The 25,344-nt window shown below is 42.6% G+C and carries 19 protein-coding genes and 1 tRNA gene; 12 read left to right on the top strand and 8 right to left on the bottom strand.

Going from position 1 to position 25,344, the window contains the following annotated elements; genetic code table 11:
* Window positions 1-520: 520 nt before the first annotated feature.
* The 4 genes from HUN01_RS36320 (at window position 521) to HUN01_RS18480 (ending at window position 5,885) form a co-directional block, all read left to right on the top strand.
* A complete protein-coding gene (locus tag HUN01_RS36320; RefSeq protein WP_181932476.1) occupies window positions 521-2,167 on the top strand; it encodes a FecR domain-containing protein in 1,647 nt (548 codons plus the stop codon).
* A 340-nt stretch (window positions 2,168-2,507) separates the two neighbouring features.
* Window positions 2,508-3,884, top strand: coding sequence for a glutathione-disulfide reductase (gor, locus tag HUN01_RS18490; protein WP_181932475.1), 1,377 nt, complete (start codon window positions 2,508-2,510; stop codon window positions 3,882-3,884).
* Window positions 3,885-3,981: 97 nt separating this feature from the next.
* A complete protein-coding gene (locus tag HUN01_RS18485; RefSeq protein ID WP_181932732.1) occupies window positions 3,982-4,623 on the top strand; it encodes a YqiA/YcfP family alpha/beta fold hydrolase in 642 nt (213 codons plus the stop codon).
* A 113-nt stretch (window positions 4,624-4,736) separates the two neighbouring features.
* The gene (locus tag HUN01_RS18480; RefSeq protein ID WP_181932474.1) at window positions 4,737-5,885 is read left to right on the top strand and encodes a histidinol-phosphate transaminase; all 1,149 of its coding nucleotides are present in this window, start codon (window positions 4,737-4,739) and stop codon (window positions 5,883-5,885) included.
* A gap of 8 nt (window positions 5,886-5,893) precedes the next feature.
* On the opposite strand, the gene HUN01_RS18475 is transcribed toward HUN01_RS18480, so the two are convergent.
* Entirely contained in the window at window positions 5,894-6,448 is a 555-nt protein-coding gene (locus HUN01_RS18475) for a hypothetical protein (protein ID WP_069071117.1), read from the bottom strand.
* Window positions 6,449-7,095: 647 nt separating this feature from the next.
* Window positions 7,096-7,719 (bottom strand): GNAT family N-acetyltransferase, encoded by a 624-nt coding sequence (locus tag HUN01_RS18470; protein ID WP_420832805.1) that lies wholly within the window; start codon window positions 7,717-7,719, stop codon window positions 7,096-7,098.
* Window positions 7,720-8,599: 880 nt separating this feature from the next.
* Here HUN01_RS18470 and HUN01_RS18465 point away from each other — a divergent pair.
* The 4 genes from HUN01_RS18465 (at window position 8,600) to HUN01_RS18450 (ending at window position 13,737) form a co-directional block, all read left to right on the top strand.
* A complete protein-coding gene (locus tag HUN01_RS18465; RefSeq protein WP_181932472.1) occupies window positions 8,600-8,746 on the top strand; it encodes a hypothetical protein in 147 nt (48 codons plus the stop codon).
* Window positions 8,743-12,291: a response regulator gene (locus tag HUN01_RS18460; RefSeq protein ID WP_181932471.1), complete on the top strand. Its 3,549-nt coding sequence runs from the start codon at window positions 8,743-8,745 to the stop codon at window positions 12,289-12,291. Before HUN01_RS18465 ends, HUN01_RS18460 begins: the two co-directional genes overlap by 4 nt.
* A 68-nt stretch (window positions 12,292-12,359) precedes the next feature.
* Window positions 12,360-13,616: a hypothetical protein gene (locus HUN01_RS18455; RefSeq protein WP_181932470.1), complete on the top strand. Its 1,257-nt coding sequence runs from the start codon at window positions 12,360-12,362 to the stop codon at window positions 13,614-13,616.
* 50 nt (window positions 13,617-13,666) lie between these two features.
* A tRNA-Gly gene (locus HUN01_RS18450) sits at window positions 13,667-13,737 on the top strand.
* Between the two features lie 244 nt (window positions 13,738-13,981).
* Here HUN01_RS18450 and HUN01_RS18445 read toward each other — a convergent pair.
* Window positions 13,982-15,028 carry an ABC transporter permease gene (locus HUN01_RS18445; protein WP_181932469.1) on the bottom strand — a complete coding sequence of 349 codons (1,047 nt, stop codon included), beginning with the start codon at window positions 15,026-15,028 and terminating at the stop codon, window positions 13,982-13,984.
* A 91-nt stretch (window positions 15,029-15,119) separates the two neighbouring features.
* Window positions 15,120-15,638 (bottom strand): adenine phosphoribosyltransferase, encoded by a 519-nt coding sequence (locus HUN01_RS18440; protein WP_181932468.1) that lies wholly within the window; start codon window positions 15,636-15,638, stop codon window positions 15,120-15,122.
* A gap of 427 nt (window positions 15,639-16,065) precedes the next feature.
* Between HUN01_RS18440 and HUN01_RS18435 the strand changes: the two genes are divergently transcribed.
* Together HUN01_RS18435 and HUN01_RS18430 are read left to right on the top strand one after the other, a co-directional pair.
* Window positions 16,066-16,692 carry a DUF3038 domain-containing protein gene (locus HUN01_RS18435; protein WP_069071111.1) on the top strand — a complete coding sequence of 209 codons (627 nt, stop codon included), beginning with the start codon at window positions 16,066-16,068 and terminating at the stop codon, window positions 16,690-16,692.
* The gene (locus tag HUN01_RS18430) at window positions 16,689-18,122 is read left to right on the top strand and encodes a DUF4335 domain-containing protein (protein WP_181932467.1); all 1,434 of its coding nucleotides are present in this window, start codon (window positions 16,689-16,691) and stop codon (window positions 18,120-18,122) included. Before HUN01_RS18435 ends, HUN01_RS18430 begins: the two co-directional genes overlap by 4 nt.
* Window positions 18,123-18,219: 97 nt before the next feature.
* Here the strand turns inward: HUN01_RS18430 and HUN01_RS18425 are convergent, their stop codons facing one another.
* Window positions 18,220-18,585, bottom strand: coding sequence for a four helix bundle protein (locus tag HUN01_RS18425; protein ID WP_181932466.1), 366 nt, complete (start codon window positions 18,583-18,585; stop codon window positions 18,220-18,222).
* Between the two features lie 66 nt (window positions 18,586-18,651).
* Complete coding sequence (locus HUN01_RS18420) at window positions 18,652-20,922, bottom strand: transglycosylase domain-containing protein (RefSeq protein WP_181932465.1); 2,271 nt, start codon at window positions 20,920-20,922, stop codon at window positions 18,652-18,654.
* Window positions 20,923-21,352: 430 nt separating this feature from the next.
* Here HUN01_RS18420 and HUN01_RS18415 point away from each other — a divergent pair, with 430 nt between their 5' ends.
* A complete protein-coding gene (locus HUN01_RS18415; protein WP_181932464.1) occupies window positions 21,353-22,015 on the top strand; it encodes a hypothetical protein in 663 nt (220 codons plus the stop codon).
* 207 nt (window positions 22,016-22,222) lie between these two features.
* On the opposite strand, the gene lspA is transcribed toward HUN01_RS18415, so the two are convergent.
* On the bottom strand, window positions 22,223-22,699 hold the full coding sequence (lspA, locus tag HUN01_RS18410) for a signal peptidase II (RefSeq protein ID WP_181932463.1): 477 nt from the start codon (window positions 22,697-22,699) through the stop codon (window positions 22,223-22,225).
* 94 nt (window positions 22,700-22,793) lie between these two features.
* Window positions 22,794-23,381, bottom strand: a complete 588-nt coding sequence (locus HUN01_RS18405) for a biotin transporter BioY (protein ID WP_181932462.1) — start codon at window positions 23,379-23,381, stop codon at window positions 22,794-22,796.
* 718 nt (window positions 23,382-24,099) lie between these two features.
* Here HUN01_RS18405 and HUN01_RS18400 point away from each other — a divergent pair.
* Entirely contained in the window at window positions 24,100-25,170 is a 1,071-nt protein-coding gene (locus HUN01_RS18400) for a PstS family phosphate ABC transporter substrate-binding protein (RefSeq protein WP_181932461.1), read from the top strand.
* The last annotated feature ends 174 nt before the right edge of the window (window positions 25,171-25,344 follow it).

Below are 25,344 nucleotides of genomic sequence, written 5' to 3'. Positions count from 1 at the left end.
CATTATTGTGTAAAACTGAAATGCCCCGATCAAGTTTCTGCTGAAATTTAGTGAAATATAGCCAGTGAGTAATCTCACAAAAAATCCCTCGCAACTTCTTGTCCTGCATAACTGATAACCCTTTGGCTGAAATGATTAGAGAGAATTATATGTAACGTACTCATTATTTAATTGTTGATATCAAATACTAATTTTTAAATCTGCTACAGATTTTATTACACACTAATGTTAGTTTCGGAAGGAAAAATTCAATCAACTAAGTACATACTACTAATCTGGTTTTATTCCTGAAGTTACTTGCGTAGGGAGGGAGCAGGGAAGAGAAAAAAAGTAATAAAATAATATTGATTTTTCTTAAAAACCAAACATGCATTTATATAGTTTACTTATAATCTCCTCTATTTATTAGAAAGTAAATAAAAATTCAAATAAATTTACCTAAAAAAATCCTATAAAAATTAGCATTTAGATTAAAAATTAATTTTTTTTGTATTAGTTGAAGCTCAAAAATTATTAACCTATGTTTTATAAATCGTTTCCATTATTGGTGATTAGTTTATGGGCAGTTATAGTGCTGCCTTTGCCAAATCGGGTAAGCGCCATAACTCCTCTAACGCGAGCAGAGATTCAGAACCTCCGCAACATCGTACAACTGATACCGAAAGATAAATTGAAGAAACGTCCTGCACGCAAATTAGATGCGATGACTCCTGGGGACGGGTTGTCAACTGGTAGAGCTTCCCTAGCAGATTTACGTTTCAACGATGGCTCTTTGGCACGAGTTGGAGAACAGGCGTTATTTCAATTTTTACCGAAGACTCGTGACTTTAAACTGTCAAATGGGACTGTGTTGCTGCTCATCCCACCAGGACAAGGACAAACACGTATACAAACACCAAATGCAGCAGCAGCAATTCGTGGTTCAGCATTATTTGTGCGCTACGACCAACAAACAGACACCACTATTGTGGGTGCGCTAACAAATAGCGGCATTGAAGTTTCTAACAAGGAAGCTTCTGAAACTCAGGTGTTGGAAGCAGGGCAAATGGTGATTATAGTTAAAGGGAAATTTGATAGGTTATATGATTTTGATCTAAGAAATTTTTATGAAACGAGCCAACTGGTTCGAGAACTTGATTTGAACAGGCAAAATCCTGTACCTACACCTGATCCTGCAATCACAAGTGTTCAAGCCGAAACTGTTGAGGCTTTGGAAGCACAGCCACCGATAAAAGGCGAGGGAGTATTTGAAATGAAGCTAACTCCTACACCCGACACCCCAGCTAAGACAACACCTAACGCCTCAACTGAGACAAAACCCAACGCCTCAACTGAGACAAAACCCAACGCCTCAACTGAGACAAAACCCAACGCCTCAACTGAGACAACACCAGTCACCCCAATTGAGACAACATCCGACACCCCAACTGAGACAACACCAGTCACCCCAATTGAGACAACATCCGACACCCCAACTGAGACAACACCAGTAACCCCAATTGAGACAACACCAGTCACCCCAACTAAGACAACACCAGTCACCCCAATTGAGAAATTACTCAACACCCCAATTGAGAAATTACTCAACACCCCAATTGAGACAACACCCATAACTCCAATTGAGACAACACCCATAACTCCAATTGAGACAACACCCGACACCCCAATTGAGCCAACACCCGACACCCCAATTGAGCCAACACCCGACACCCCAATTGAGCCAACACCTGTAACTCCAATTGAGACAACACCCGACACCCCAATTGAGCCAACACCTGACACCCCAATTGAGCCAACACCTGTAACTCCAATTGAGCCAACACCCGACACCCCAATTGAGACAACACCCAACACTCCAATTGAGACAACACCCGACACCCCAATTGAGCCAACACCTGTAACTCCAATTGAGCCAACACCCGACACCCCAATTGAGACAACACCCAACACCCCAATTGAGACAACACCTGTAACTCCAATTGAGCCAACACCTGTAACTCCAATTGAGACAACACCTGTAACTCCAATTGAGCCAACACCTGTAACCCCAATTGAGCCAACACCTGTAACTCCAATTGAGACAACACCTGTAACTCCAATTGAGACAACACCTGATACCCCAATTGAGCCAACACCTGTAACTCCAAGTGACTCTCCAAGCACATAAAAATACTAATGGGGGTACAAGATAGATGCTCTGCAAACACCGAACACGGTTTGTTTTATTAATATTGTGTAAATCCTGATGGAACTTAGCTGTTACAACGCAGCAGCTAAGACTTATACCCCACACCAGAGGCATAACCATAACAAACAATTGTAGTTACTCCCTCTACAGCAATCACAGCAAAAAGTGATATTCCCTACGACGAGATAACATCTGCTAACGCTAGATTAAATCAAGGACAGGACTTATACAGGGTTCACCAGATATCCTTATATAGTTCAATCACATTCTGTGTGTAAGTTCCCAGGAACTGATTTGTTGCTAAAGAGAACATAAATTTATGACTTTTGATTACGACCTGTTTGTGATTGGTGCGGGTTCTGGAGGTTTGGCGGCTTCCAAAAGAGCGGCTAGTTATGGCGCAAAAGTGGCGATCGCTGAATATGATTTAGTTGGTGGCACTTGTGTGATTCGCGGTTGTGTTCCCAAAAAACTTATGGTCTATGGCTCTCACTTTCCTGCATTGTTCAGTGACGCTTCAGGCTATGGCTGGAAAGTGGGTAATGCTGAGTTTAACTGGGAATATTTCATTACATCTATAGATAATGAAGTTCGGCGACTGTCGCAACTACATATAAGCTTTTTAGAAAAAGCCGGAGTGGAACTAATTTCAGGTCGCGCCACATTGGTAGACCCCCACACGGTAGAAGTTGATGGACGAAAAGTTACAGCAGACAAAATTTTAATTGCTGTTGGTGGGCGTCCTGTCAAGCCAGATTTACCAGGAGTGGAATATAGCATTACCTCCAACGAAATCTTTCATTTAAAAGAACAACCAAAACACATCGTCATTATTGGCGCTGGTTATATTGGCACAGAATTTGCTTGTATTATGCGCGGTTTGGGTTCTGAGGTAACACAAATTACCAGAGGTGAAAAGATTTTGAAGGGTTTTGATGAGGATGTCCGTACAGAAATTGAAGAGGGAATGACGAATCACGGAATTCGGTTGATTAAGAATAATGTGGTGAAAGCAATTGAACGTGTGCCAGAAGGTTTGAAACTGACTTTATCAGGAGACGATCAAGAACCAATAATTGCCGACGTATTTTTAGTTGCGACAGGTCGAACTCCCAATGTAGATGGACTAGGTTTAGAAAATGCTGGGGTTGATGTTGTCCCTAGTTCTATCGAAGGCCCTGGATATGACACTACAAATGCGATCGCAGTCAATGAATATAGTCAAACTAGTCAACCAAATATTTTCGCTGTTGGCGATGTCACTGACCGAATCAGTTTAACTCCCGTGGCCATTGGCGAAGGTCGCGCTTTTGCCGATAGTGAATTTGGGAATAACCGCCGTGAATTTTCTCACGAAACTGTTCCCACAGCCATATTTTCTAATCCAGAATCCGCGACCGTCGGCTGGACAGAAGCCGAAGCCCGCGAGAAACTTGGTGATGCTGTTACAATTTATCGCACTCGCTTCCGGCCCATGTACCACAGTTTGACTGGTAAGCAAGAGAAGATAATGATGAAGTTAGTGGTTGATAGCAAGACTGATAAAGTGCTGGGCGCTCACATGGTAGGTGAAAATGCAGCCGAGATTATTCAAGGTATGGCGATCGCTGTGAAAATGGGCGCAACCAAAAAAGACTTTGACGCTACTGTGGGTATTCATCCCTCAGCCGCAGAGGAATTTGTCACAATGCGTTAACTAGGTCATTGTCCTTTGTCTTTTGTCTCTTACTGTTTAAGCTAAAACTAATGACCAATGACAAATGACTAAGGATGACCCTAACGGTAAAACTTGGATGTTTACTCAGTATATCTACTTGCACGGCTTTGCTTCCAGCCCTAATTCTGCCAAAGCACGGGATATAAGCGATCGCTTTTCCCAAATTAAAACAAAGCTGAAAATTCCCGATTTGAATGTCGGCGATTTTTCCCAGTTGACCATCACTCGTCAGATCACTCAAGTTGCGGCAGGATTCAGTGATGATTCTACGCCAGTAACGCTGATTGGCTCAAGTTTGGGCGGTTTGACCGCTGCCCACTTGGGTCAGCAATATTTACAAGTACAGCGTCTTGTACTGCTAGCACCAGCTTTTGGGTTTTTATCTCATTGGTTGCCCAAGCTAGGAAATGAAGAAGTACAGCGTTGGCAGCAAGAAAAACATATCATGGTCTACCACTATGGGGAAGGGCGATCAATTCCTTTAAGCTACAATTTCGTGACAGATGCCGCCCAATACCAAGAAAAGCTTTTGCAACGTCCTATCCCCACCCTAATTTTGCATGGAAAAAAGGATGAAGTTATCCCCATCGAAGCCAGTCGTGACTTTGCGCGTTCACGTCCTTGGGTGGAGTTAGTCGAACTCGACAGTGACCACGCTTTAGGTAATGTTATGGAAGAAATTTGGCAGGCAATTCGACTCTTTTGCCAATTACCTTGAGGCTGTAAAATATTAAACTCTTATATAACTAAATGTCCTTAGTAATTTGTCCTTTGTTAGTTACCAATGACTAATGACTAATGACTAATGACCAATGACTAATAACTAAAACTATGCTTCCCTTCATCCGGTCAGATTTAGCACAATTTAGTGCGTACAAACCCCACCCCAGCAGCGATACAGCCGCATCTGTCCCCACACAGTTCGATCGGCTGGATACAAATGAAAGCCCCTATGATTTACCACCTGAGCTAAAAGAGAAGCTAGCCTGGACGTATCAGCAAGTAATTGAAACAAATCGTTATCCCGATGGTGGACATGAAACACTTAAGGATGCGATCGCCGAGTATGTCAACGAGTCAGCCGCCCTTTCACCATCTTTGTTTACTGCTGCCAATATTTCTGTTGGTAATGGTTCAGATGAACTAATCCGCTCTTTATTAATCGCCACCTGTCTAGGAGGAGAAGGTTCAATTCTCGTTGCTAATCCCACTTTCTCTATGTACGGGATTTTGGCACAAACTTTGGGCATTCCTGTAGTGGCAGTGGGTAGAAATGAAACCAATTTTGAAATTGACATCAGCGCCGCACAGTCCGCCATCGAACAAACTCAAAATCCTCCCATTCGCGTAGTTTTCGTAGTGCATCCCAATTCACCGACTGCCAATAGCTTAACTGCGGCAGAGTTGGCATGGCTAAAAAGTTTACCACAACATATTTTGGTAGTAATTGATGAAGCTTATTTTGAATTCAGTAAAAATACTCTAGTACATGAATTAACTCAACACCCTAATTGGATTATATTACGTACTTTTTCTAAAGCCTTCCGATTAGCATCTCTCCGTGTCGGTTATTGCGTCGCTCATCCCGAAGCGATCGCCATCTTAGAAAAAGTTCGCTTACCCTACAATCTCCCCAGCTTTTCCATCGCAGCAGCATTAGTTGCTTTACAAAACCGCACACTCTTACTTGAATCAATTTCCCAAACTCTGAGTGAACGAGCCAAACTAATCGAAATTTTATCCCAACAACCAGAACTACAAATTACTCCAAGTGCTGCCAACTTTATTTACCTGCGTCTTCAACCAAATGGCTCTCATCCGCAAGATACTGCTTTAAAAACTTTCCACCAAAAACTTAGGACACTCGGCACTCTTGTGCGACACATTAGCGGAGGATTACGAATTACTGTCGGGACAATAGAAGAAAACACCCGCACCGTAAATCGAGTACAAGCTGCTTTGGCAAATTTGGAATCTTAGCAATTAGTTCAGTAATTAAATCTGCTGTCCATCTCACTACCCAAACGGCGTACTATTCCCACTGTTTGTGGCAGCACACCCACTAAAAGAGCAAATGCAACATCCGGTAGAAGATGCACGATTTCTGGTGGGAAGTATTGTTCAAATTGATCAAGAATTTTTTGGACTCGCTGCCCAGGCACTGGGTTTTCTGTAATTTGTTTAATCAATCGAATCCACTGTCGTCTAATCAAGTAAGCCTTCTGGCGATCCTCATTAGATTCGGGAGTTAATAAAGACAGATTACCTATAGGCAGTGCCCTTTGGCAATCACAATCATAATCCCCACCCACAGCAGCCCCAGGCCCAGCAAACTCTGCATGGTAGCGCTTAAAGAGTATTAATCCATTTCGTCTACGACTATTGACGATGAAGACTTCTCCACTGTGCAAACGTGTCAGGATATCCAAACTTTGCGATTGCTCAGTTCCGTCTGACATGACAAGAGAGTCAAGGAAACTAGTTTCAGGGTAATAAGTTGATACCATAGAGGTCTGATAGCGTCGATGCTGTTCGCTATCCATGTTTTTTAAACTTTCAACGAATGTGGTAGTAGTATGCACTTCAAAACAAAATTAGTTGTTATATCAAATCAGGTTTTTGAATTCTTTTATTATCAAGACCTTTCTGGCCAATTTATCTAAAATAGCAATAGATAGGTGTTGTTTCAGTAATTGAGTGATTATATTTTATGAGATATAACTAGATTTGTCTGTAAACTATTAGAGTGTTTTATTAAAGTTTTTATAAAGATGAATATCTTAATTACAAAGTTATTATGAGGAAGTGATGATTTTGTTAAAATTAATTTCGCATATGCTGCTATTATAATGCATTTATTTATATATATCTAATACTTTAAAATATTTGTTAATGATAAATCCAAAAATGCAAAATATAATACTTTGAAAATATTAATTTTTTTTACTAAAAAGATACTTTGTTAAGATGACCGAGAAGATTTTTCGTAAAAAGAAAGTATAAATCAAATATTATTCCTAAAAAGAATTATCAAAAGCTATTTACTCGCTTCGTCAATTAATCGATTTTAGCTGTTATCTGGATACTTCACTAAATATTGACTAGATTTTTAATTAGATTCGTCTGTGTTTAATTACCAAATTAGTCGCAATACAAAACTTGACAATTGCTAAAATCCGATTCAGATAATCTAGTCAGCACTCAGGTGCTTATGCAATAACATCTGGCTTGAGCGTCTGAGAAAAAATGTATTCCAATTAGATTCAACTTTATGCACCCGGTATCCCAGCTTGAAATAAAGCTGTCTTGCTTGATGGTTATTTTCTAAAACATGGAGATATAAGTCTTGAAATCCCCACTCACGAGAGACTTTTTCACAGCTAGTAAGTAATCCTGAAGCCACACCATGTCTACGGTATTTTGGGTGAACCGCTAAATTAGATAAGTAAGGAAAACCTACGCCAACCTGGTTCCAGGAATCACTGTAGCGTACACCCAATTCCACACTTCCCACTAAGTTATTAACTTCACCACTAGTAGCTTCAAAAGCTACTAAACAAATATGACGGGGCGCAGGTGATGCCATCCGATGCCTTAAGTCTTCGTAAATACCCAGACGTAGCAATGGAAAAGCCCATCCCCATATACCGTTGTGGGAGTGAAAGCTTTCAGTAATAATTTGGGCAACACCAATCAAATCAGCAGGTGTAGCCGCACGAATTTGGAATTGGCAGGAAGCTGGATCGATTGGCAATTGGTGGTATGGATGAAAAAACCGATATTTCAAGGCTAGTTTAGTATTGATTTTATTCAACGAAAAATTTCTCAAATATCCTAAAAAACCATTTTAACTAAATGAAAACTTAATAGCTGCCCAGGAGATTAAGCTGACTGGATATTGCTAATTCGTTTTTGCTTGTGGATCAAACAAAGTTTTACACTTTAGTTTGGGGTTTTATAACCTGTATTTTTGAAAGAGTCTTAGGAGTTACGGTTTTATAAATCCATAATCTTAAGTTTGGTAAGTTCAGGTGCATCCCCTGTTTCAGCTAGAGAGGAGATCAGATTGTTACATCTGTAAAGTGGTATAGCTTTGGTTGAGTGGGCAGAGACATAGCATAACTTGTCCGTAGGCAGCATCTACAAAATTGTTAAGTAAGTACACCATAAGGAAACTCTGGTTTCAAACCACCCTTGTTTGCAGTACTGAACCTGTTTTTGCAGTTGCCGCTACATCGAGACTACTTTTCTACTGAGTCATAGGGATAGGCTGTACAGCTAGTGGGACAAGAATCTACAAGGCTCCCTCATCCCTAATCTCTGACTCCTCAACGACTACCACTTGTCTTAATGATAGTTCTGATTGCTAAATTAGAAAGAGGTATTTGTCTAATAGTATACTTTGGCTTTAAATATTATTGTTTTAATTTTGTTGGCTCTACCATGACTACCATAAATAAAATTTACCTGCAAATGTTAGTACAACTGCCGCAGAGGGAAAACTTAATATGCAGCTTCATCTGGATTTTTCAGCTAGCTATGAGCGCTGTATGTAGTATCAGACATTGCTCACAGGAGGTGAAGGAAGATTTGGCAAGCAAGCATCGACTCTGTAACACTAAAACAGACTATGAAAGCAATTACACTGCACCAAAGCAAACGGTAATCGGCACAAGCCATTGAGACGAATTCCTGTGAGTAAACGCTCCTACACTCAGCAGTCATGTAGCCAAGCAGCTTTATTGGTCGAAATGCTCTGCTATTACCTGACTCAGAAAAATCCTTACCTGATCAGATTATTCTTTATCCGACTGCCGTTGCAGCAGGAAAGCGGTGCATGAAATCCCAAGCAAACAGTAAGCCTAAAATTTTGGTTGTCGATGATGAACCAGACAACCTTGACTTGCTTTACCGTACTTTCTATCGCGACTATAAGGTGCTAAGGGCAAACTCTGGCCCTGCGGCACTCGATCTGCTGGCTCAAGAGGGAGAGGTCGCGGTGATCATCTCCGATCAGCGGATGCCGATGATGAGCGGTACAGAATTTTTGAGCCTGACAGCAACTCAATATCCAGATATTATCCGGATTATTTTAACTGGCTACACCGATGTCGAAGACCTGGTGGAAGCAATCAACGCTGGTAAGGTATTCAAATATGTCACCAAACCGTGGGAAGCTGAGGAACTCAAAGGAGTGGTACGTCAAGCTTTGGATACCCACAATGTTCTCAAAGCCAGAACCCGCGAACTTACCCGCACACTCCGTCAAGAATCGCTGCTGAATACGGTTACAAATACGATTCGTAGTGCTTTAGACTACAGACAAATTTTGCAAGCAATTGTAGATACAGTGGGTCATATGTTGGAGGTGGATGTCTGTCTGTTGCGTCCCTTCCAAGATGAGCAGTTGGCGGATAAAGGATTCATTTACCAGAAGGCTGTTTCTGAAGAAGCTCTTGAGCAGGGGAACGGGGGAGCAGAGGAAGAGGGGAGCAGAGGGGAAGTTTCAGTAAGTCTTTCCCCTATGCCTCTTTTGGCTCAGACAGTGTGGGAAACCCGCGAAGTCCAGGTGATTCATGATGTGATCGATGATGAGCGTATTCACGGTAATACTCCCGAACTGCGTGAGCGTGGGCAAGCTTTTGCTGCTGCTGACATTTGTTCTAGTTTAGTTGTGCCCTTGATCTGCCAACAAGAACTAATGGCAGTATTAGCACTGCACCAGTGTTCTGTTCCTCGCTTCTGGGGCGATGATGAGGTGCAGTTAGTGTTGATGGTAGCGGATCAGGCAGCCTTAGCTTTGTCTCAAGCTTATGCTTACGAACAAGTACGTGCCCTTGCCAAGCGAGAAGCTCTAATTAATACGATTACTAGCGCGATTCGCTCTAGTTTAGATCCCCAAGATATCTTTGCGGCGATCACTCAGCAATTGGGACAAGCTTTACAAGTCGATGGCTGTGTCCTGTCTTTGTGGACAGAAGAAGATGAGTTTGTTGAGTGTGTAGGCTTGTATGACAGTTTTCAACATTCAGAAAATTTGCGTAGGCACAACCCGTCGCAGGCATCGCCAGTCTCAGACAAGAATTCAAGTAGCAATAATCACCTTTCAACCCAGAGATTACCTTATTCTCAAGCATCCATACAAGAGAATCCCATCCTCCAACAAATGCTACAGACACATGAACCTGTGGTAATTGGTAATGTGAGCCATTCTCCCTCAGATGTATGGGGTTTTGATTTACCTTTAAAAATGCCAGCGCGATCGCTCATGTTCGTGCCATTATTGGCTGATGGCAAATGTATTGGTAGTATTACTTTGCATGAAGGTAAAAAAGTACGTCAGTGGTTGCCATCTGATATCGATTTGGCGAAAGCAGTAGCAGCGCAAGCCGCGATCGCTGTGCAACAATCACACTTATATCAAAAAACTCGCCAACAAGCTGAACGCTTATTGGAATTAGATAAACAAAAAACCGAATTTTTCCAAAATATCTCCCATGAATTTCGCACACCCATCACCTTGATTCAAGGGCCTTTAGAGTCAGCGGTGGCGGCTGGTGAGGGATTATCTTACTCTCAAAGTGCGATCGCCCTGCGTAACTCTCGCCGTCTGCTGCGGCTGGTAAATCAACTCCTCGATTTACAACGCCTGGATGCGGGAAGAATGCAACCTAGTTTCCATCCCTGCGATTTAGTCGAATTTGTCAGCCAAATTGTGGAATCTTTTCGTCCCTACTGTGAGAAAAAGAAACTGCATCTCACTACACAGTTAGATGAATGTTCTACGGTGTACTTGGACATGGAAAAATTTGACAAGGTGGTTTATAACCTTCTGTCAAATGCCATGAAGTTTACTCCTGAAGGTGGCACAATCAGTGTCAGACTAAAATCTGAACGTAATCGTTGCATATTGCAAGTACAAGATACTGGAATCGGCATTGTTCAAGAACAAATTCCCCACCTATTTGAGCGCTTCCGCCAAGCTGAAGGTTCCGCAAACCGATCCTATGAAGGCAGCGGTTTGGGTTTAGCCTTAGTTAAAGAATTAGTAGAATTACATGGTGGTCAAGTCAGCGTGGAATCAGTTTACGGTGAAGGCACTACCTTTAGTTTATGGCTTGTGACTGGAAATGCTCATTTACCCGCACAGCAAGTACTAGAAACGTCAACAGAACTGAATACGAGCCGTGCTAGCGTAGAATTGGCTGATTTAGAACTAGTAGAGTCAACAACAGACCATATTGAAGATATTACAAAAAACTTTGCCCCCAGTATTGATACTCAAGACTCAGCACTTAAGACTCAGCACTCAATTTTAGTTGTAGATGACAACCCGGATTTGCGAACCTATGTATCTGAGATTTTCCGCCGCAATGGCTATCATGTACAGACGGCTCGTAACGGTCATGAAGGGCACAGTAAAGCTAAGGAAATTATACCCAGCTTGATTGTGACTGACTTAATGATGCCCTTGGTCAGCGGACTTGAGATGATTCAGATGATTCGCAATGAGGCGAAGTTAAAAGGAATACCAATCATTCTGCTGACAGCGAAAATAGATGAGGAAACTCGCATTGAAGGTACAGAACATGGTGCGGACGCTTATTTAGCAAAACCATTCAACGATCGGGAACTATTGGCGGAAGTTCGCAATCTTTTAGCGTTGAAGGAAAATGAACGACGAATCGTGGAGTTAAATACTTATCTAACAGAATCGGTACTAAAACGCTTTTTACCAGCTGTCTTGGTGCAAAAAGCCGCAACCGGGGATTTAACGTTAGATTTGCGCCCAGAACCACGCTTAATTACAGTTTTGTTTAGTGACATTGTGGGTTTTACACAGCTAGCAAATACTCTCAGATCCCGGCGAGTAGCAGAGTTGCTAAATGAATATTTAGAAGCCATGACCAAGGTTGTCTTTAGTAATGGCGGCACTGTAGATAAATTTATGGGAGACGCTATCTTAGCTTTATACGGAGCGCCGGAAGAACTAACCCCTAATGAACAGGTACGTCGTGCTATTAATACAGCCAGAGCAATGCATCGTTCACTCGCGGAATTGAACCAACGCTGGCAAGACCAAGGTGTATTCGATGGTCACAAACTTACTAGCGTCCAGTTCCGGTGCGGTATCCACCAAGGTACTGCTGTTGTGGGGATGTTTGGTAGCGCTGAACGTGCCGATTATACTGCTATTGGCCCAAGTGTGAATATTGCTGCTAGATTACAAGCTGCCGCTGTTCCCGGTACAATCCTGGTTTCTGCTGCCGTGGCAGATTATTTACAGGAAGGAGAAATTACTAAAGGTAGTCCGCTAGAACTTAAAGGAGTAGATGAAACAGTTTTGACTTTCGCTGTTACACCAGAGATAATGGTTAATCGCTAAAATTTAGACTGGTATTTGAAAGCATTATCAATGAATAAGAGTGCCTAATCATATCCAGTTTCTATAATATGACACCATCGGTTGCAGACAAAACTCCAATTCCAGCCAAAGTCTGGAGGCGACACACCGATCCACCAGGTTTGTGGATTTCTGTCGTTATAGGTTCAGTCTCTCTGCATTTGCTGGCGTTCTGGCTGATGGGCTCATCTAATGCAGTTAGCCTGTGGTTTCCCCAGCAAAGTCAATCTGCTGTTCCCATTGAATTGATAGACATTGCTCCCAACACAAAATCAATAATCAAATCAAAATCAACACCCAAAACAGTTTCGCCAAAGCCAGTATCCTCAGCGAAAAAGTCTGTACCAGCACGTTCACCACAAACAACACGAACTACGCCCAGAAATCAAGATATTGGCGCAATAAATTCTGCTGATAATCTACAGCGAAAGAGCCGCATTGCAGACTCTCGACCTAATAGCCAACCCTTTAGACAACGGACAGTTACTAAACCGACACCGACACCGACAGCCACACCAATACCGACAGTCACACCAACACCGACACCGACAATTCCAGTCGGTAATCTACCTTGGAACCGTCGTCAAGAAATCAAATTGGGAAAGGGAACACGACTACCACCAGGTATTCCAGCAAATCCACCACTTTCGGAACCTGAAAACAGGGAAACTCCACTTACTCCCACAGGAGAAACTTCACCAACTCCAACTAGGGAAACTCCACTTACTCCCACAGGAGAAACTCCGCCAACTCCAACTAGGGAAACTCCACCTACTCCCACAGGAGAAACTCCGCCAACTCCAACTAGGGAAACTCCACCTACTCCCACAGGAGAAACTCCACCTACTCCCACAGGAGAAACTCCACCTACTCCCACAGGAGAAACTCCACCTACTCAAGCTCAGGGAGCGTCGGTAGCAATAGTAGCTCCTTTACTCAGAGATGAAGTGAGTAACTTGATAAAAGCAGGAAGATTACGACAAGATGCTTTACCCGACGTTATCGCTTTATACAGGGGAAGCAATACAAAACAATTAGACTCAAGTTTTCTTGTCCACAATTCTGGACTTGAACCAGCACAACTCTTGGCTAGCTTAATAATTGATAACAATGGCAACTTTCAACAGGCTGTAGTTCTAGAAATAGAACCAGCAACACTGCAAAGTGAAAAAAACACATACGAGCAAGTTCTCAGCGAAGTTTTCAAAACAGAAAACTTTATTGCTGCTCATAACAACGATCGCACAAAACCAGAATTGAGCAATCTGTATGTCAGGATCAAAATCCAACCAGCCAATTCCAACTAAATGCTTGAATTTTTACAAAAACTGTGTTACATTTATAGGGTTGGAAATGCGCGGGCGTAGTTTAGTGGTAAAACTATAGCCTTCCAAGCTATTAATGCGGGTTCGATTCCCGCCGCCCGCTTAGAAAAATTCTGAAATTAACTATTTCAAGCAGTAAATCTTGGCTTGGTAAAGTAACCAGCTAAACTTCAATTTTTTAAAATTTAGTGGCAGGTTAAAGAAGGAAGACATTCTTCAACCTGATTTGCAGTTTGACTACCTAACTGTTGTTTGATAGTTGGCAGCACTTAATCGTGTTTATGATCTCGGAGTCAGCAGCCTATAAATCGCTTAATACATCTTGATTTTTGAATTTAGCATTGTTGCTAATTGAGGTTTTCTAGCCGAATGCGTGGATCGGCTGCTTTGAGCAGCAAGTCGGCGATTAAATTGCCAACAATCAACAGCACTGCACCCATTACTAAGCTTGCCATTAATAAATATAAATCTTGAGCTTGTAAAGCCTGTAAAGCTAATCTCCCTAAACCGGGCCAGTTGAAGAAAAATTCGGCAATAAAGGCACCATTTAATAAACCAGCTAATTCAAAACCCAATAAGGTAATCAAGGGATTTATGGCGTTGCGGAGTGCATGAACGTAGATAACGCGGTTTTCTGGCAGACCTTTGGCACGAGCCGTTTGGATGTAATCTTGACGTAGCACATCCAATAATTCGCCGCGAGTGATGCGTTGTAAACCAGCAAAACTAGTAATTGAGAGGGCGATTGTGGGTAAAATCATGTGCCAGCCGACATCTAAGATTCTGCCAAACCACGATAGTTCCGAGTGATTGATGCTAGTCATACTCCCCACAGGGAACAGTGGAGAGGTGATTTGGGCTAAAACCAGCAACGCTAAGGCTGTGATGAAACTGGGAAAGCCCTGTCCAGCGTAACTGATCACCTGTAGAATGCGGTCTGCTAGTTTATTTTGATTAACAGCGGCAAAGATCCCTAAAGGGATGGCGATCGCCCATGTGACAATTAAAGATGCGATCGCTAATAGCAAAGTAGCTGGTACTCGTTCCCACAGCAGCGACGATACTGAACGTTGATAAATAAAACTCGTGCCGAAATCTCCTTTTGTCAAGATTCGCCACAGCCACAGCCAAAATTGCTCTAGCCAAGACTTATCCAGACCAAATTGCCGCTTGATTTCCTCAATTCTTTCTGGAGATATCTTCGGATTTTGCCGTAGCGTATCTACATAATCACCGGGAGCGAGTTGAATTATGAAAAACGATAATGCTGACGCCAACAACAAAGTTAGCAGTGCTTGCAATAGCCGCTTTACCACATAAATAAAAGTGTCGCTCGTGACTAGCCTGATTAGCCAATCTCGACCTGTCTCCAAGGAAATTCTCGTAGATGTCATTTGTCTTTTGTCCTTTGTCCTTTGTCCTTTGTCCTTCCTCATTAGTCAGTTGTTTTCTACTGACTAATGACTAATGACCAATGACTAATGACTAATATTCAATTACAGAGATAATCGGCACGTCTGGTAGGTATTTACGCCCTTCTAAATCCCGTAGTTCGATAATAAACCCAAAACCTACTAGTTCGCAGTCAATCTTCTGTACCAACTTTGCTGTGGCACTGGCAGTTCCACCTGTGGCAATCAAATCATCCACAATTAAAACTCGGCTACCTTGATGTAAAGCGTCTTGATGCACTTCTAGGCAATCTGTACCATACTCTAGTTCATATTCAATTGAGTGAACGGCTGCTGGTAACTTACCTTTTTTGCGGACGGGGATAAAACCAGCCCCTAATTTATAAGCCAGAGGTGAACCAAAAATGAATCCCCTCGACTCCATACCAATGACATAATCTGCTGTTATTCCAGCTTCATTACATTTTTGTGTTAAAAAGTCAATAGTGTAGCGCAATCCCTCTGGATCGCGAAGCAGCGTAGTAATATCCCGAAATAAAATTCCGGGTTTTGGGAAATCTGGGATGTCACGAACGAGAGACTTTAAATCCATAAAATGGGGAGTAGGGAGTAGGGATTAGGGAAAGTTAGGAGTGAAGAGTGAGGAGTTATTAATTTAAATTCATAGCTATGCCAGTCCCCAGTCACCAGTCTCCAGTTCTCAGTCCCCAATTTCAGATACCTGAAAAATCGTACACTATAATGTCATACGCTGGGGGTCGAGGCTGAAACTTCGCCTTTTATTGACGATAATTAGAATCTAAACCAAGCTAGAAAAGGGATTGCACTTACAAATGAGGTGAATTAACTGATGTTTTAAGATTTTGATTTCAATATAGGGAAACCTTTGAGTAGAAAGAGCTAACTAATGTATATATCAGGTAGTCATGTTAATGCCACAAATCTAGTGTTCAAGTCTTGGCTACCGATCTTAAATTTGTTTTACCTAATCTGTTGGAACCGCACAAGGTATTTATAGAATGAATGTCTCCGCAAGTTTAACGCCGTTCAACAGTTCAACCCAAGAGTCACTGCCAATGATTCTGGACACTTTACCAGATCCTGCGATCGCTTCCAAAACCTGTCCTCGGAGAACCAGGCTGCAAATTGACCTGATTTTACTGGCAATTGAAGCTTTAGAGCTTGGTGGTTCGGAAGCAATCCTGGCTTTTGCTCAAGAGTTGGATCTTAAAGGAATTGTTAAAGATAGGGTGAATTTATGGCGGATGCGTAGCTCTAACCCGCTACGAAGGGCGCACATGCGCCGTCCCTTAACTATTATGGAAGCAAAAGCTCTGGTGGTCATTGCTTGCTACATAGCACGGCGTTTAACTGTTGTCATTCGCCAGTTACTAATGATATGTGAACAAATGGAAGAAAAGCAGATTCCATTAGAACAGAATTTGCGGCTATCTAATTACCTAGAAAGGTTTAGAGCACATTTTAAGAGCCGGATGAATGCTCGGCGTTCTGGTGTCTTAGCATTAACTTCTGATGAAAAATTAGATGCGCTAGCAATCAATTTGTTAGGACAATTACTCTTTTGTACTGGTACAGCTGGAATGCAGCGGTTCTGGATTAGTCTTTTTGACGGTGAAGTGGAATGAATATTCAACGTAAGTACAGTCTACCTAATTGTACACTGCTTTTAGAAGGGTTAAGTGATGTCACTAGGGCCGCACACTTCCAGGAAATGCGCCCAGAATTATCAATATTGGTAAATGCAGAATGCTATTTATCTGGTTACAACCAACCGATAACGGGAGGGCGAGAATTTTTTGAAAGTTTGGTGAGGGCTGTTAGTGGCTATGCCCAAGAATTTTTAAGTAGTGTACCTAATCCCCAAGCACATAACCAGGAATCGGAACTGGTAGAGTTTCAAAAAATTGACAGCAACCGACACAGGTTAATCATCCATTCAGAAGGTGCTCCAGAGGGGTTCGAGTCTCAGTCTAATAATTCCAAACGCCCGCCTATTGAAATAGATTTAAATACGGTGCAGTTGTTTGATTTAGTGGAAGCAGTGGATCAGTTTTTTGCTGATACCCAGACTCTACCAGAACTATCCCTAGAACTACAACCAGTTACCAGACGCTATGGCGGTGCTAGTCAAGCCTTAATCAAGCAAGCTATTCCTGCTGCTGTAGGAGTCTCAAGTTTAGCAGTAGCAGCGATCGCATTTAACTTGATTCCACCTCCCCAAATGCGTCCACCGCAGCCTAAGACAGATGAGCAAACTAGCTCTACAACAAAGAGCATTACTCCTCCAGCATCAGCTGCTGCAACACCTATTGCGGCTCCAACGCCCACACCAACACCTACAGCTAGTGCAAAGCCAGTAGTTAAAGATTTAGAAGCACTTTTAAATACAGTTTCGGAAATTACTGATCCATCGCAGCTGCGTGCATTGAATCGCCAAGTATATAACCAAATTCATCCAACTTGGACTAATCGCTCTGGATTGCAACAGGATTTGATCTATCGTCTGGGTGTAGCTGCGGATGGAGCGATCGTTGGTTACAAGGCGGTGAATAAAGAGGCAAATCAAGGAGTCGGGCAAACTCCTCTGCCTAACTTACTTTATAATCCTGCTAACCGCGCTCCCATTTCTAATGAACCGATCGCTCAATTCCGAATAGTGTTTACTACACAAGGTGTGCTGCAAGTTAGTCCTTGGCGGGGATATGCTAGGACACCAGAGGTAGTAGGAGCAAAAATTACTGACTCTAATATAACTAAAGGTTTAAATCAAAAACTTTATAATACAGTTCGCCAAACCTGGAATGGTACCCCCACATTTACGCGAGATTTGAAATATCGGGTAGCGCTCAACAAAGAGGGTGTAATCGCTGACTATGAACCACTAAACCAAGTCGCCTTTGACTATTTTCGGGAAACACCCCTTCCCAAGATGTTCAACGATATCTACGGTTCTAATGTAGCTGCTCCCAATAACAAAGAACCTCTCGCCCACTTCCAAGTAATATTCAAGCCTAGCGGTAAACTTGAAGTCACTCCTTGGCAGGGATATCAGTAATTGGGCATGGGGCATGGGGCATGGGGCATGGGGCATGGGGCATGGGGCATGGGGCATGGGGCATGGGGAAGAGAATTAAGTTCCTATTCCCTATTCCCTATTCCCTATTCCCTATGGATTTTAGATAAGCATTAAGCTTGGGCAACAGTTCATCAAGGATTGGTTTAAATCTGCTTACCTGTTCATTTGTCAATAACTGTCTGGCGTAGGCTAACCTCAACCAGCTGATAGTTTCATACAAAGACCCTCTCGCAATCTTGACAAAACGCCGATTGTCTTGGTCGCTATATCTACCTCTACCTTCTGCGATGTTGGCACAAATACTATCAGCAGACCGAACAATTTGCTTGCCCAGTGTATCTTTAGTGAAATTGTCCCATCCTTTAACAATACGCCAAATTTCATTAGCTAACTTTTCGGCGAGTCTATAAACTTCTAAGTCCTCAAAATCAGGTCTTCTCACAAAAGTCCATTGATCATTTATTGATCAATAGTTCCCAATTCCCAATGCCCCATGCCCAATGCCCAATTACCTTGTAATCCGCCGCATATAATTTCCCCATAATTGAGCGGCTTGAGCACTGCTACCAGATGTTGGGGAATTATTGTCGTTTCCCAGCCAAACGCCAGTTACAAGTCGCTGACTAGGGATAAAACCAATAAACCACAAGTCAACGTTTTTATCAGTCGTGCCAGTTTTACCAGCTTCCCCTAATCCAATGGCGGCACTACGACCAGTACCTCTTGTAACTACACCACGCATCAAACTAGTCATTTCATCGGCTACACCATTTGTCAGCACTCGTTTGTTGGCATCTGGATCTTGGTCAAAGGAGTAGATCACACGGCAAGTTTTGATATCATTGCGATCGCTGCAATCACCACTGTCTAAAATTCGGTTAATGGCATGGGGACGATTCCAAACACCGCGATTGCCAATACTGCCAAAAGCACCAGTCATTTCCAAAACATTGACCACGCTTTGACCCAATACCAAGCCAGGAACGGGATCGAGGTTTGATTTTACCCCCAAACGCTGCGCCATTGCCACGACTTTATCCAGCCCGACTTCACGTGCAACTCGCAGAGCGATGGGATTTTCTGAAAGCGCCAGCCCGGTAGCAATATCTAAGCTAGCACCAGCACCCGCACGACAGGGTTTATAAGTAAAACCTTGCCAAGTTAAAGGAGCGCAAGAATAACTTTTTGATTCTGAAAATCCCTGTTGAATAGCGGCGGTATAAGCAAATATTTTGAAGGTGGAACCTGGCTGTCTTTTGGCTTGAACAGCACGATTGAACTGACTTTTTCTGTAATCAGTCCCGCCAACCATTGCGAGGATACTGCCTGTACTGGAGTCAAGGGTGACTACCGCCCCTTGAGAAAAATTAAAATTTCTACCAGCGTTATTCACTGAATTACTCAACGCTGCTTCTGCTTGGCTCTGTATTGCTGGATCGAGCTTGGTTTCAATGATATAGTTTCCTTCTCTTGCGGCTCCCTCCCCCAAGATTGATTCAAGCTCAGAGAAGACGTAACTGTAAAAATAAGGAGCGATCGTTTTAGCTTGCTGTTCACAAACTTTAGGACTAACTTGGACGGTGGAACGTCTGGCCCGGTTTGCATCATCAGGTTGAATTTTGCCCATCTCCAGCAACCGCTTAATCACGCGATTCCGATATTCCGCCGCTTCTAGTTTATTTGGCCCATCTCCACAAAAATCGAAAGCGTTGGGGGCTGGTAAAATTCCTACCAATGTTGCTGCTTCTGCCAAAGTTAATTCTTTAGCCGACTTTTCAAAGTAATATCGGGCTGCATCTTCAAAGCCAGAAGTATCTCCCCCCAAAAAAACCCGATTTAAGTACATCAGCAAAATATCATCTTTGCTGTAAAAGGTTTCGAGCTTCAGGGCGACAATTGCCTCTCGCAATTTGCGTCCAAGGGTATCCTGTCTGCCTACATACTCGCGGAATAAACTGCGGGCAACTTGCTGGGTAACAGTACTAGCTCCTTGTTGCACATCTCCGCTGCGGCTATTGATCAACACGGCTCGTAAAATCCCCAGAGGGTCAACCCCAAAGTGCCAGTAATAACGACTATCCTCTGAAGCCACTACAGCAGCAGGCAAATAAGGGCCAAATTCCTCTAATCGCTTCATGTCTACATGAGAGATCGTCCGAGGCTCTCTTAGCGGGGTGGCTCCATCACGGGCGTAAACAACTACTGGAGCGCGTGTAGCTGTAGGTAGAGGTTTAACTGAAAATTTTAGCCATTCGACGCCAATCACTAATGCTAATAGTGCACTGACACCACCCACACCATAAGCTGTCCAACTTGTAGCTTTGACATACCAGGCTGGTGGATCGACGTATTGCAACCGCACAGAAGCGGCGAGTTCTGGAGGCCCCAGGGTGAGAATATCGCCGTGACGCAGTTCTAGGGAACTAACACGACGCTTGCCACGATAAATGCCGTTGGTGGAGTTTTCGTCTTTAATTACGAAAACTGGTGTGCGCTGAGTAGAATTGCGCGATAGCGACAGGTGAATTTGGCTGACAACAGGGTTACGGATGACAATATCGCTGGATTTGGAGCTACGACCGAGAATATAGCGATCGCCCAAGAGTGGATATACCTCTGCCTTATCCGCCCCCGCGTCCTGCACCCAGAGTTCCGGTACTTTGGCATTAGGCTTGAGCGCCAATTTAGAAAAATCGACCCTAGCTTGAATCGTATGTACTGCTTGAGTCAGTTGACCTAGTAACGTTTGTGGCTTGTGAGGGGGTTGGGGAGAACTCATCGGCTATTCACATCACAGTTTTTAGTGAAGAATCAGGCGAATTACAATTTTAGATGTTAGTCTTTCATCATTTTACTCATAAGCCAAAGCATAATTTAGCTATACGGAACTTTTTGAGCTAATTTATACTTTAAATTCAGCTTTTACTCAAAATTAACTTGTTATTTTCATCACTTGTGTACATAGGCACAGATTTTTCTCCATTCTCAAAGGTTTATCTAATCTACTATTACTAGTTCAATAACTACAAACATAATTTTTTGCTTTGTATTTTTAAACACTAGCTACCAATAAATAACAGATTTAATTTTTACCAATTTTACATATCCACATATTCTGAAACAAACCTAAATATATTCATTTAGGAAGATTTTCTAAATCTCATTGTCTGTTTTAATGGGCCGAGTGTTCCGTTGAGGTTAATTTCAGAATGATGGGAAAATCTCTGACCATGATTGGTACAGCTCTATCTTTAGCGCTCACCGCTAACATTGCTGTAGCCGAATCCAGTAAATCCCCCATAGCCCAATCCAGTAGCGATTCATCCACTAGTGCACCAACGGAAATCAAGATGTCGCCAGAAGGGATGAAAATTCTGTGCCAGAATTTCCCCCTTAACTCTCGATGTGCCGGCGGCACAGCAGTAACCCCTAGCGCTCCTGGTGGCACTACAGTACCAGCAGAAACCACGCCATCAGATACCACCACTCCTGATAGCACAACTACACCAGAAGGTATTACTCCTCCTGAAGGCGCTCCTAGCAACTTGACTCCAGCACCAGAAGGTGTCACTCCTCCTGAAGGCGCTCCTAGCAACTTGACTCCAGCACCAGGAAGTGTCACTCCTCCTGAAGGCGCTCCTAGCAACTTAACTCCAGCACCAGGAAGTGTCACTGCTCCTGAAGGCGCTCCTAGCAACTTAACTCCAGCACCAGGAAGTGTTACTCCTCCTGAAGGCGCTCCTAGCAACTTAACTCCAGCACCAGGAAGTGTTACTCCTCCTGAAGGCGCTCCTGGTAGCACTACCGAACCAGGTCTCTCTCCCAGTACTCCCGGTTCTAGTTCGCCGAATACTCCTGCAACGGGTAATTAAATTGAAAGCTGGGGCATAATCCGAATACTAGTTTGCCATCAGCGATCGCAGGTGCATCTTTCTTAAACTTTTCCACCAGTCATGCGAACTGGTGTAAGATGACAAACAAAAATCGCTGTAACCATACAGATCAAGTCTTCGCATATAGGACTGACTAAAGGTTTCAGTAATAACAAGCCTGGGATTAATCATCCCAGGCTTAATAGTTTAATGCGATCTGCCATTTGAAGTTGGTGTTTTTTGCAACGAAGCAATTAACAGGCAAACAATACCAATACTAATAAATGAATCTGCTACATTAAACACAGCAAAGTTAATCAGGCGAAAATCAAGAAAATCAACGACGTAGCCTAAAACAAAACGATCAATACCGTTGCCCATCGCTCCACCTAAAATCAAGCCATAGCCCAACTGATCCCACAAATTTAATGTTGGGCCAAACAACGCCAACGCTATCAATACTAAACTCACTCCTAAAGATAGCCAGCGCAACCACTCTACTTTCCCACTTAATAAACTAAAGGCGGCACCAGTGTTAGTGACATAAGTGAAGTGAAATATCCCAGGTAAGAGTGGTAGTGTCTGCCCCAAGCTAAAGGTTTGTACCACCCAGTATTTTGTGATTTGGTCTAAGAAAAAAGCTATGAAAGCAGCGATCCAGAAAAGACGATTTTTTAAACGCATGGCTAATTAGTCATTGATCGTTGGTCATTGGTCATTGGTCATTGGTCATTAGTCATGAGCTTTTGACAAATGACAAAGGACGAAGGACAATAAACTAATAAAACATTAAGTGACGCAGTACATATGCTATTACAGTAACTGCACAGACGACAGTTAGTTGACCTGGTAATGCAAACCAGGAGTATCTGAGGATTGCTTGCATCAAGGGTAGATTTTCAGTGCCTTTCCACTGAAAAAAATAGCTAATAATCAAATAAGTAATACCGCATAGGTGGAGAGTTAACAAGCCACAGACGCAACTAAAGGCAAGAGTTTCTAGTCTAGGTCTAGCTTTGAAGGCAACTAAGCCACAAATCCAAGCTCCAGGAATAAAGCCTAGTAAATAACCAAACTGAGATAGCTTGATATAACCAATACCACCGCCATCGGCAAATACAGGTAATAATGTTAATCCCATGACTAAGTAGGCAATTTGCGACAGCGCACCGGCATTTTTGCCCCCTAAACAGCCTACCAAGAGTACTGCGCCAATTTGAAAAGTGACACCTAAAGAAAAAGTCTGAATTCCGTGCTGACTCCAAGTCCAAGGTAAGGTGATGCCATAAGCTTCTAGAAAAGTGCCACCCATTGTCAGGAGTAAGCCAATCATAGACCATAGTAATTGATTGGAAGCAGCAAACATTTATCACGCAACCAGGAAAAGGCAAAAGGGCAAACCAACAGCAACCAGTATAAACATTAATATATAAACTCTCCCACCTTAGCTATGCCTATACTGCTATAGGAATCAGATTTGATTCCTGAACCTATTTGCGTAGAGAGAGAACAGGGAATAACGAATAGGAAACAGAAAGAAGGGAATAGATGTGTACACTCTTGACTTTCCTTGTGGTCTGGGAAAAAGTTAAAGGGTAAAGGGGTCAAGGATATATTTAAAACCTTTTCCCTTTAAGTGAGCCATATTGGATGTGTACTAAGTTTTTTCAAAAATCAAATAGGAGTTCTATAGCTTGCTTAAGAGTAGGAGTACACAGAACCAAAAGGACAGGTCTGGGTTCCCATTTCACTATGGAATATCCTACATTAAAGCTGCTTCTTGATTGATAATTGATTGCTAATTTGTATAGTAAATTCATTTAAAAATGTGCGGATTCAAAAAAATATTTAAAACGTACCCAAATTATTTATGTTTTACTTCATCTCACTAATAGTAATTAGTGGTATAATTTTCATCCATACATCAAATATTATGCTTTCTAATGTGTGCTTTTAGTAACTTTGAATTTTAGAAATTTATAAGTATGTATTAGGGTTTTCTTAACCGTTTCTTAACCTTGCTCTTACTCTAGAGTGCTAAGGTTCATACTGTTAATCCATAGCATCATTCTATAAAGATCCTTATGTTCTCTTCAAAGGTGCGGTTGGTTGCTCCCCTAGTTGCTCTAGCAATTGGTATTGGCTCTTGCGGCGATAACAATCAAGCTTCTAACAACTCTAGTCCAGCTGATGGCGGTGCTACCCCAGCCACCAATACAGCAGCTGGATCGAATTTATCTGGAAAAGTCCAGATTGATGGTTCTAGTACCGTCTATCCTATTTCTGAGGCGATGGCAGAAGAGTTTCAAAAGGCTAATCCTGGAGTGCAAGTCACTGTGGCTTCCTCTGGTACGGGTGGCGGCTTCAAGAAATTCTGTGCGGGTGAAACTGATATTTCTAATGCTTCCCGTCCCATTAAGCCGGAAGAAGTGGAACTCTGCAAGAAAGGTAACATCGAATACATTGAATTGCCGATTGCTTACGATGGTCTATCTGTAGTGGTTAACCCTCAAAACAACTTTGCAAGTTGCCTCAAAGTTGATGAACTAAAAAGAATGTGGGAACCTGGGGCACAAGGCAAAGTCAGCCAATGGAACCAAATTAACCCTCAATTTCCTGCCCAGAAAATAGGTTTGTACGGTCCTGGTACTGACTCTGGTACTTATGACTATTTCACTCAAGCAGTTATAGGTAAAGAAGGAGAAAGCCGCGGAGACTACACTGCTAGTGAAGATGATAATACCTTGGTGCAAGGTGTAACCGCTGACCCAGGTGGTATAGGTTTCTTTGGTTATGCCTATTATGAGAACAACAAAGAGAAGTTAAAGCTGGTTGGTATTGACAATGGCAAGGGCTGTGTTCAGCCGAGTCCACAAACCATCGGCGATGGTACTTACCAGCCGCTTGCTCGTCCAGAGTTTATCTACGTTAAGAAAACTGCGGCAACCCGTCCTGAAGTCAAGGCTTTTGTTGATTTCAATTATGCTCCAGCCAACCAAAAGCTAGTTACAGAAGTGGGTTATGTGCCTTTACCTAGCGATATACTCACTGAAGTTCAAGCACGCTTCAATAGCGGGAAAGTAGGTTCCGTTTTTGAGGGTAAAGGTTCTCAAGTGGGCGTTACTCTGAAAGAACTTCTTAAGCAAGAAAAGTAAGAGTTATCTACTAATTACTTTTTTGAGAATGTGAGATTATCTGCACAATTTGCACTCAGCCCTAGTAGCTGGAAATAGTAGCTTGTCAAAAAAGCCTCTTTATACTGACTTTCTTTAAGGCTTACGGTCTTAAGAGTAAGCTTTATTTCCAGCTTGAGGGCAGTTCTCATAGAA

It is taken from the genome of Nostoc edaphicum CCNP1411, from assembly GCF_014023275.1.
Lineage (GTDB): Bacteria > Cyanobacteriota > Cyanobacteriia > Cyanobacteriales > Nostocaceae > Nostoc > Nostoc edaphicum_A.
The sequence above is the reverse complement of the archived record's forward strand: the minus strand, read 5'-3'. Positions and strand labels throughout refer to the sequence as shown.

Coding starts and splice junctions, on each gene's coding strand:
- HUN01_RS18420 (WP_181932465.1), bottom strand. CDS start 20,922: ATGAGTTCTCCCCAACCCCCTCACAAGCCACAAACGTTACTAGGTCAA.
- HUN01_RS18440 (WP_181932468.1), bottom strand. CDS start 15,638: ATGGATTTAAAGTCTCTCGTTCGTGACATCCCAGATTTCCCAAAACCC.
- HUN01_RS18485 (WP_181932732.1), top strand. CDS start 3,982: ATGTTTACTCAGTATATCTACTTGCACGGCTTTGCTTCCAGCCCTAAT.
- HUN01_RS18405 (WP_181932462.1), bottom strand. CDS start 23,381: ATGTTTGCTGCTTCCAATCAATTACTATGGTCTATGATTGGCTTACTC.
- HUN01_RS18435 (WP_069071111.1), top strand. CDS start 16,066: ATGAATGTCTCCGCAAGTTTAACGCCGTTCAACAGTTCAACCCAAGAG.
- HUN01_RS18430 (WP_181932467.1), top strand. CDS start 16,689: ATGAATATTCAACGTAAGTACAGTCTACCTAATTGTACACTGCTTTTA.
- HUN01_RS18460 (WP_181932471.1), top strand. CDS start 8,743: ATGAAATCCCAAGCAAACAGTAAGCCTAAAATTTTGGTTGTCGATGAT.
- HUN01_RS18455 (WP_181932470.1), top strand. CDS start 12,360: ATGACACCATCGGTTGCAGACAAAACTCCAATTCCAGCCAAAGTCTGG.
- HUN01_RS18415 (WP_181932464.1), top strand. CDS start 21,353: ATGATGGGAAAATCTCTGACCATGATTGGTACAGCTCTATCTTTAGCG.
- HUN01_RS18480 (WP_181932474.1), top strand. CDS start 4,737: ATGCTTCCCTTCATCCGGTCAGATTTAGCACAATTTAGTGCGTACAAA.
- HUN01_RS18475 (WP_069071117.1), bottom strand. CDS start 6,448: ATGGATAGCGAACAGCATCGACGCTATCAGACCTCTATGGTATCAACT.
- HUN01_RS18400 (WP_181932461.1), top strand. CDS start 24,100: ATGTTCTCTTCAAAGGTGCGGTTGGTTGCTCCCCTAGTTGCTCTAGCA.
- HUN01_RS18445 (WP_181932469.1), bottom strand. CDS start 15,028: ATGACATCTACGAGAATTTCCTTGGAGACAGGTCGAGATTGGCTAATC.
- HUN01_RS36320 (WP_181932476.1), top strand. CDS start 521: ATGTTTTATAAATCGTTTCCATTATTGGTGATTAGTTTATGGGCAGTT.
- lspA (WP_181932463.1), bottom strand. CDS start 22,699: ATGCGTTTAAAAAATCGTCTTTTCTGGATCGCTGCTTTCATAGCTTTT.
- gor (WP_181932475.1), top strand. CDS start 2,508: ATGACTTTTGATTACGACCTGTTTGTGATTGGTGCGGGTTCTGGAGGT.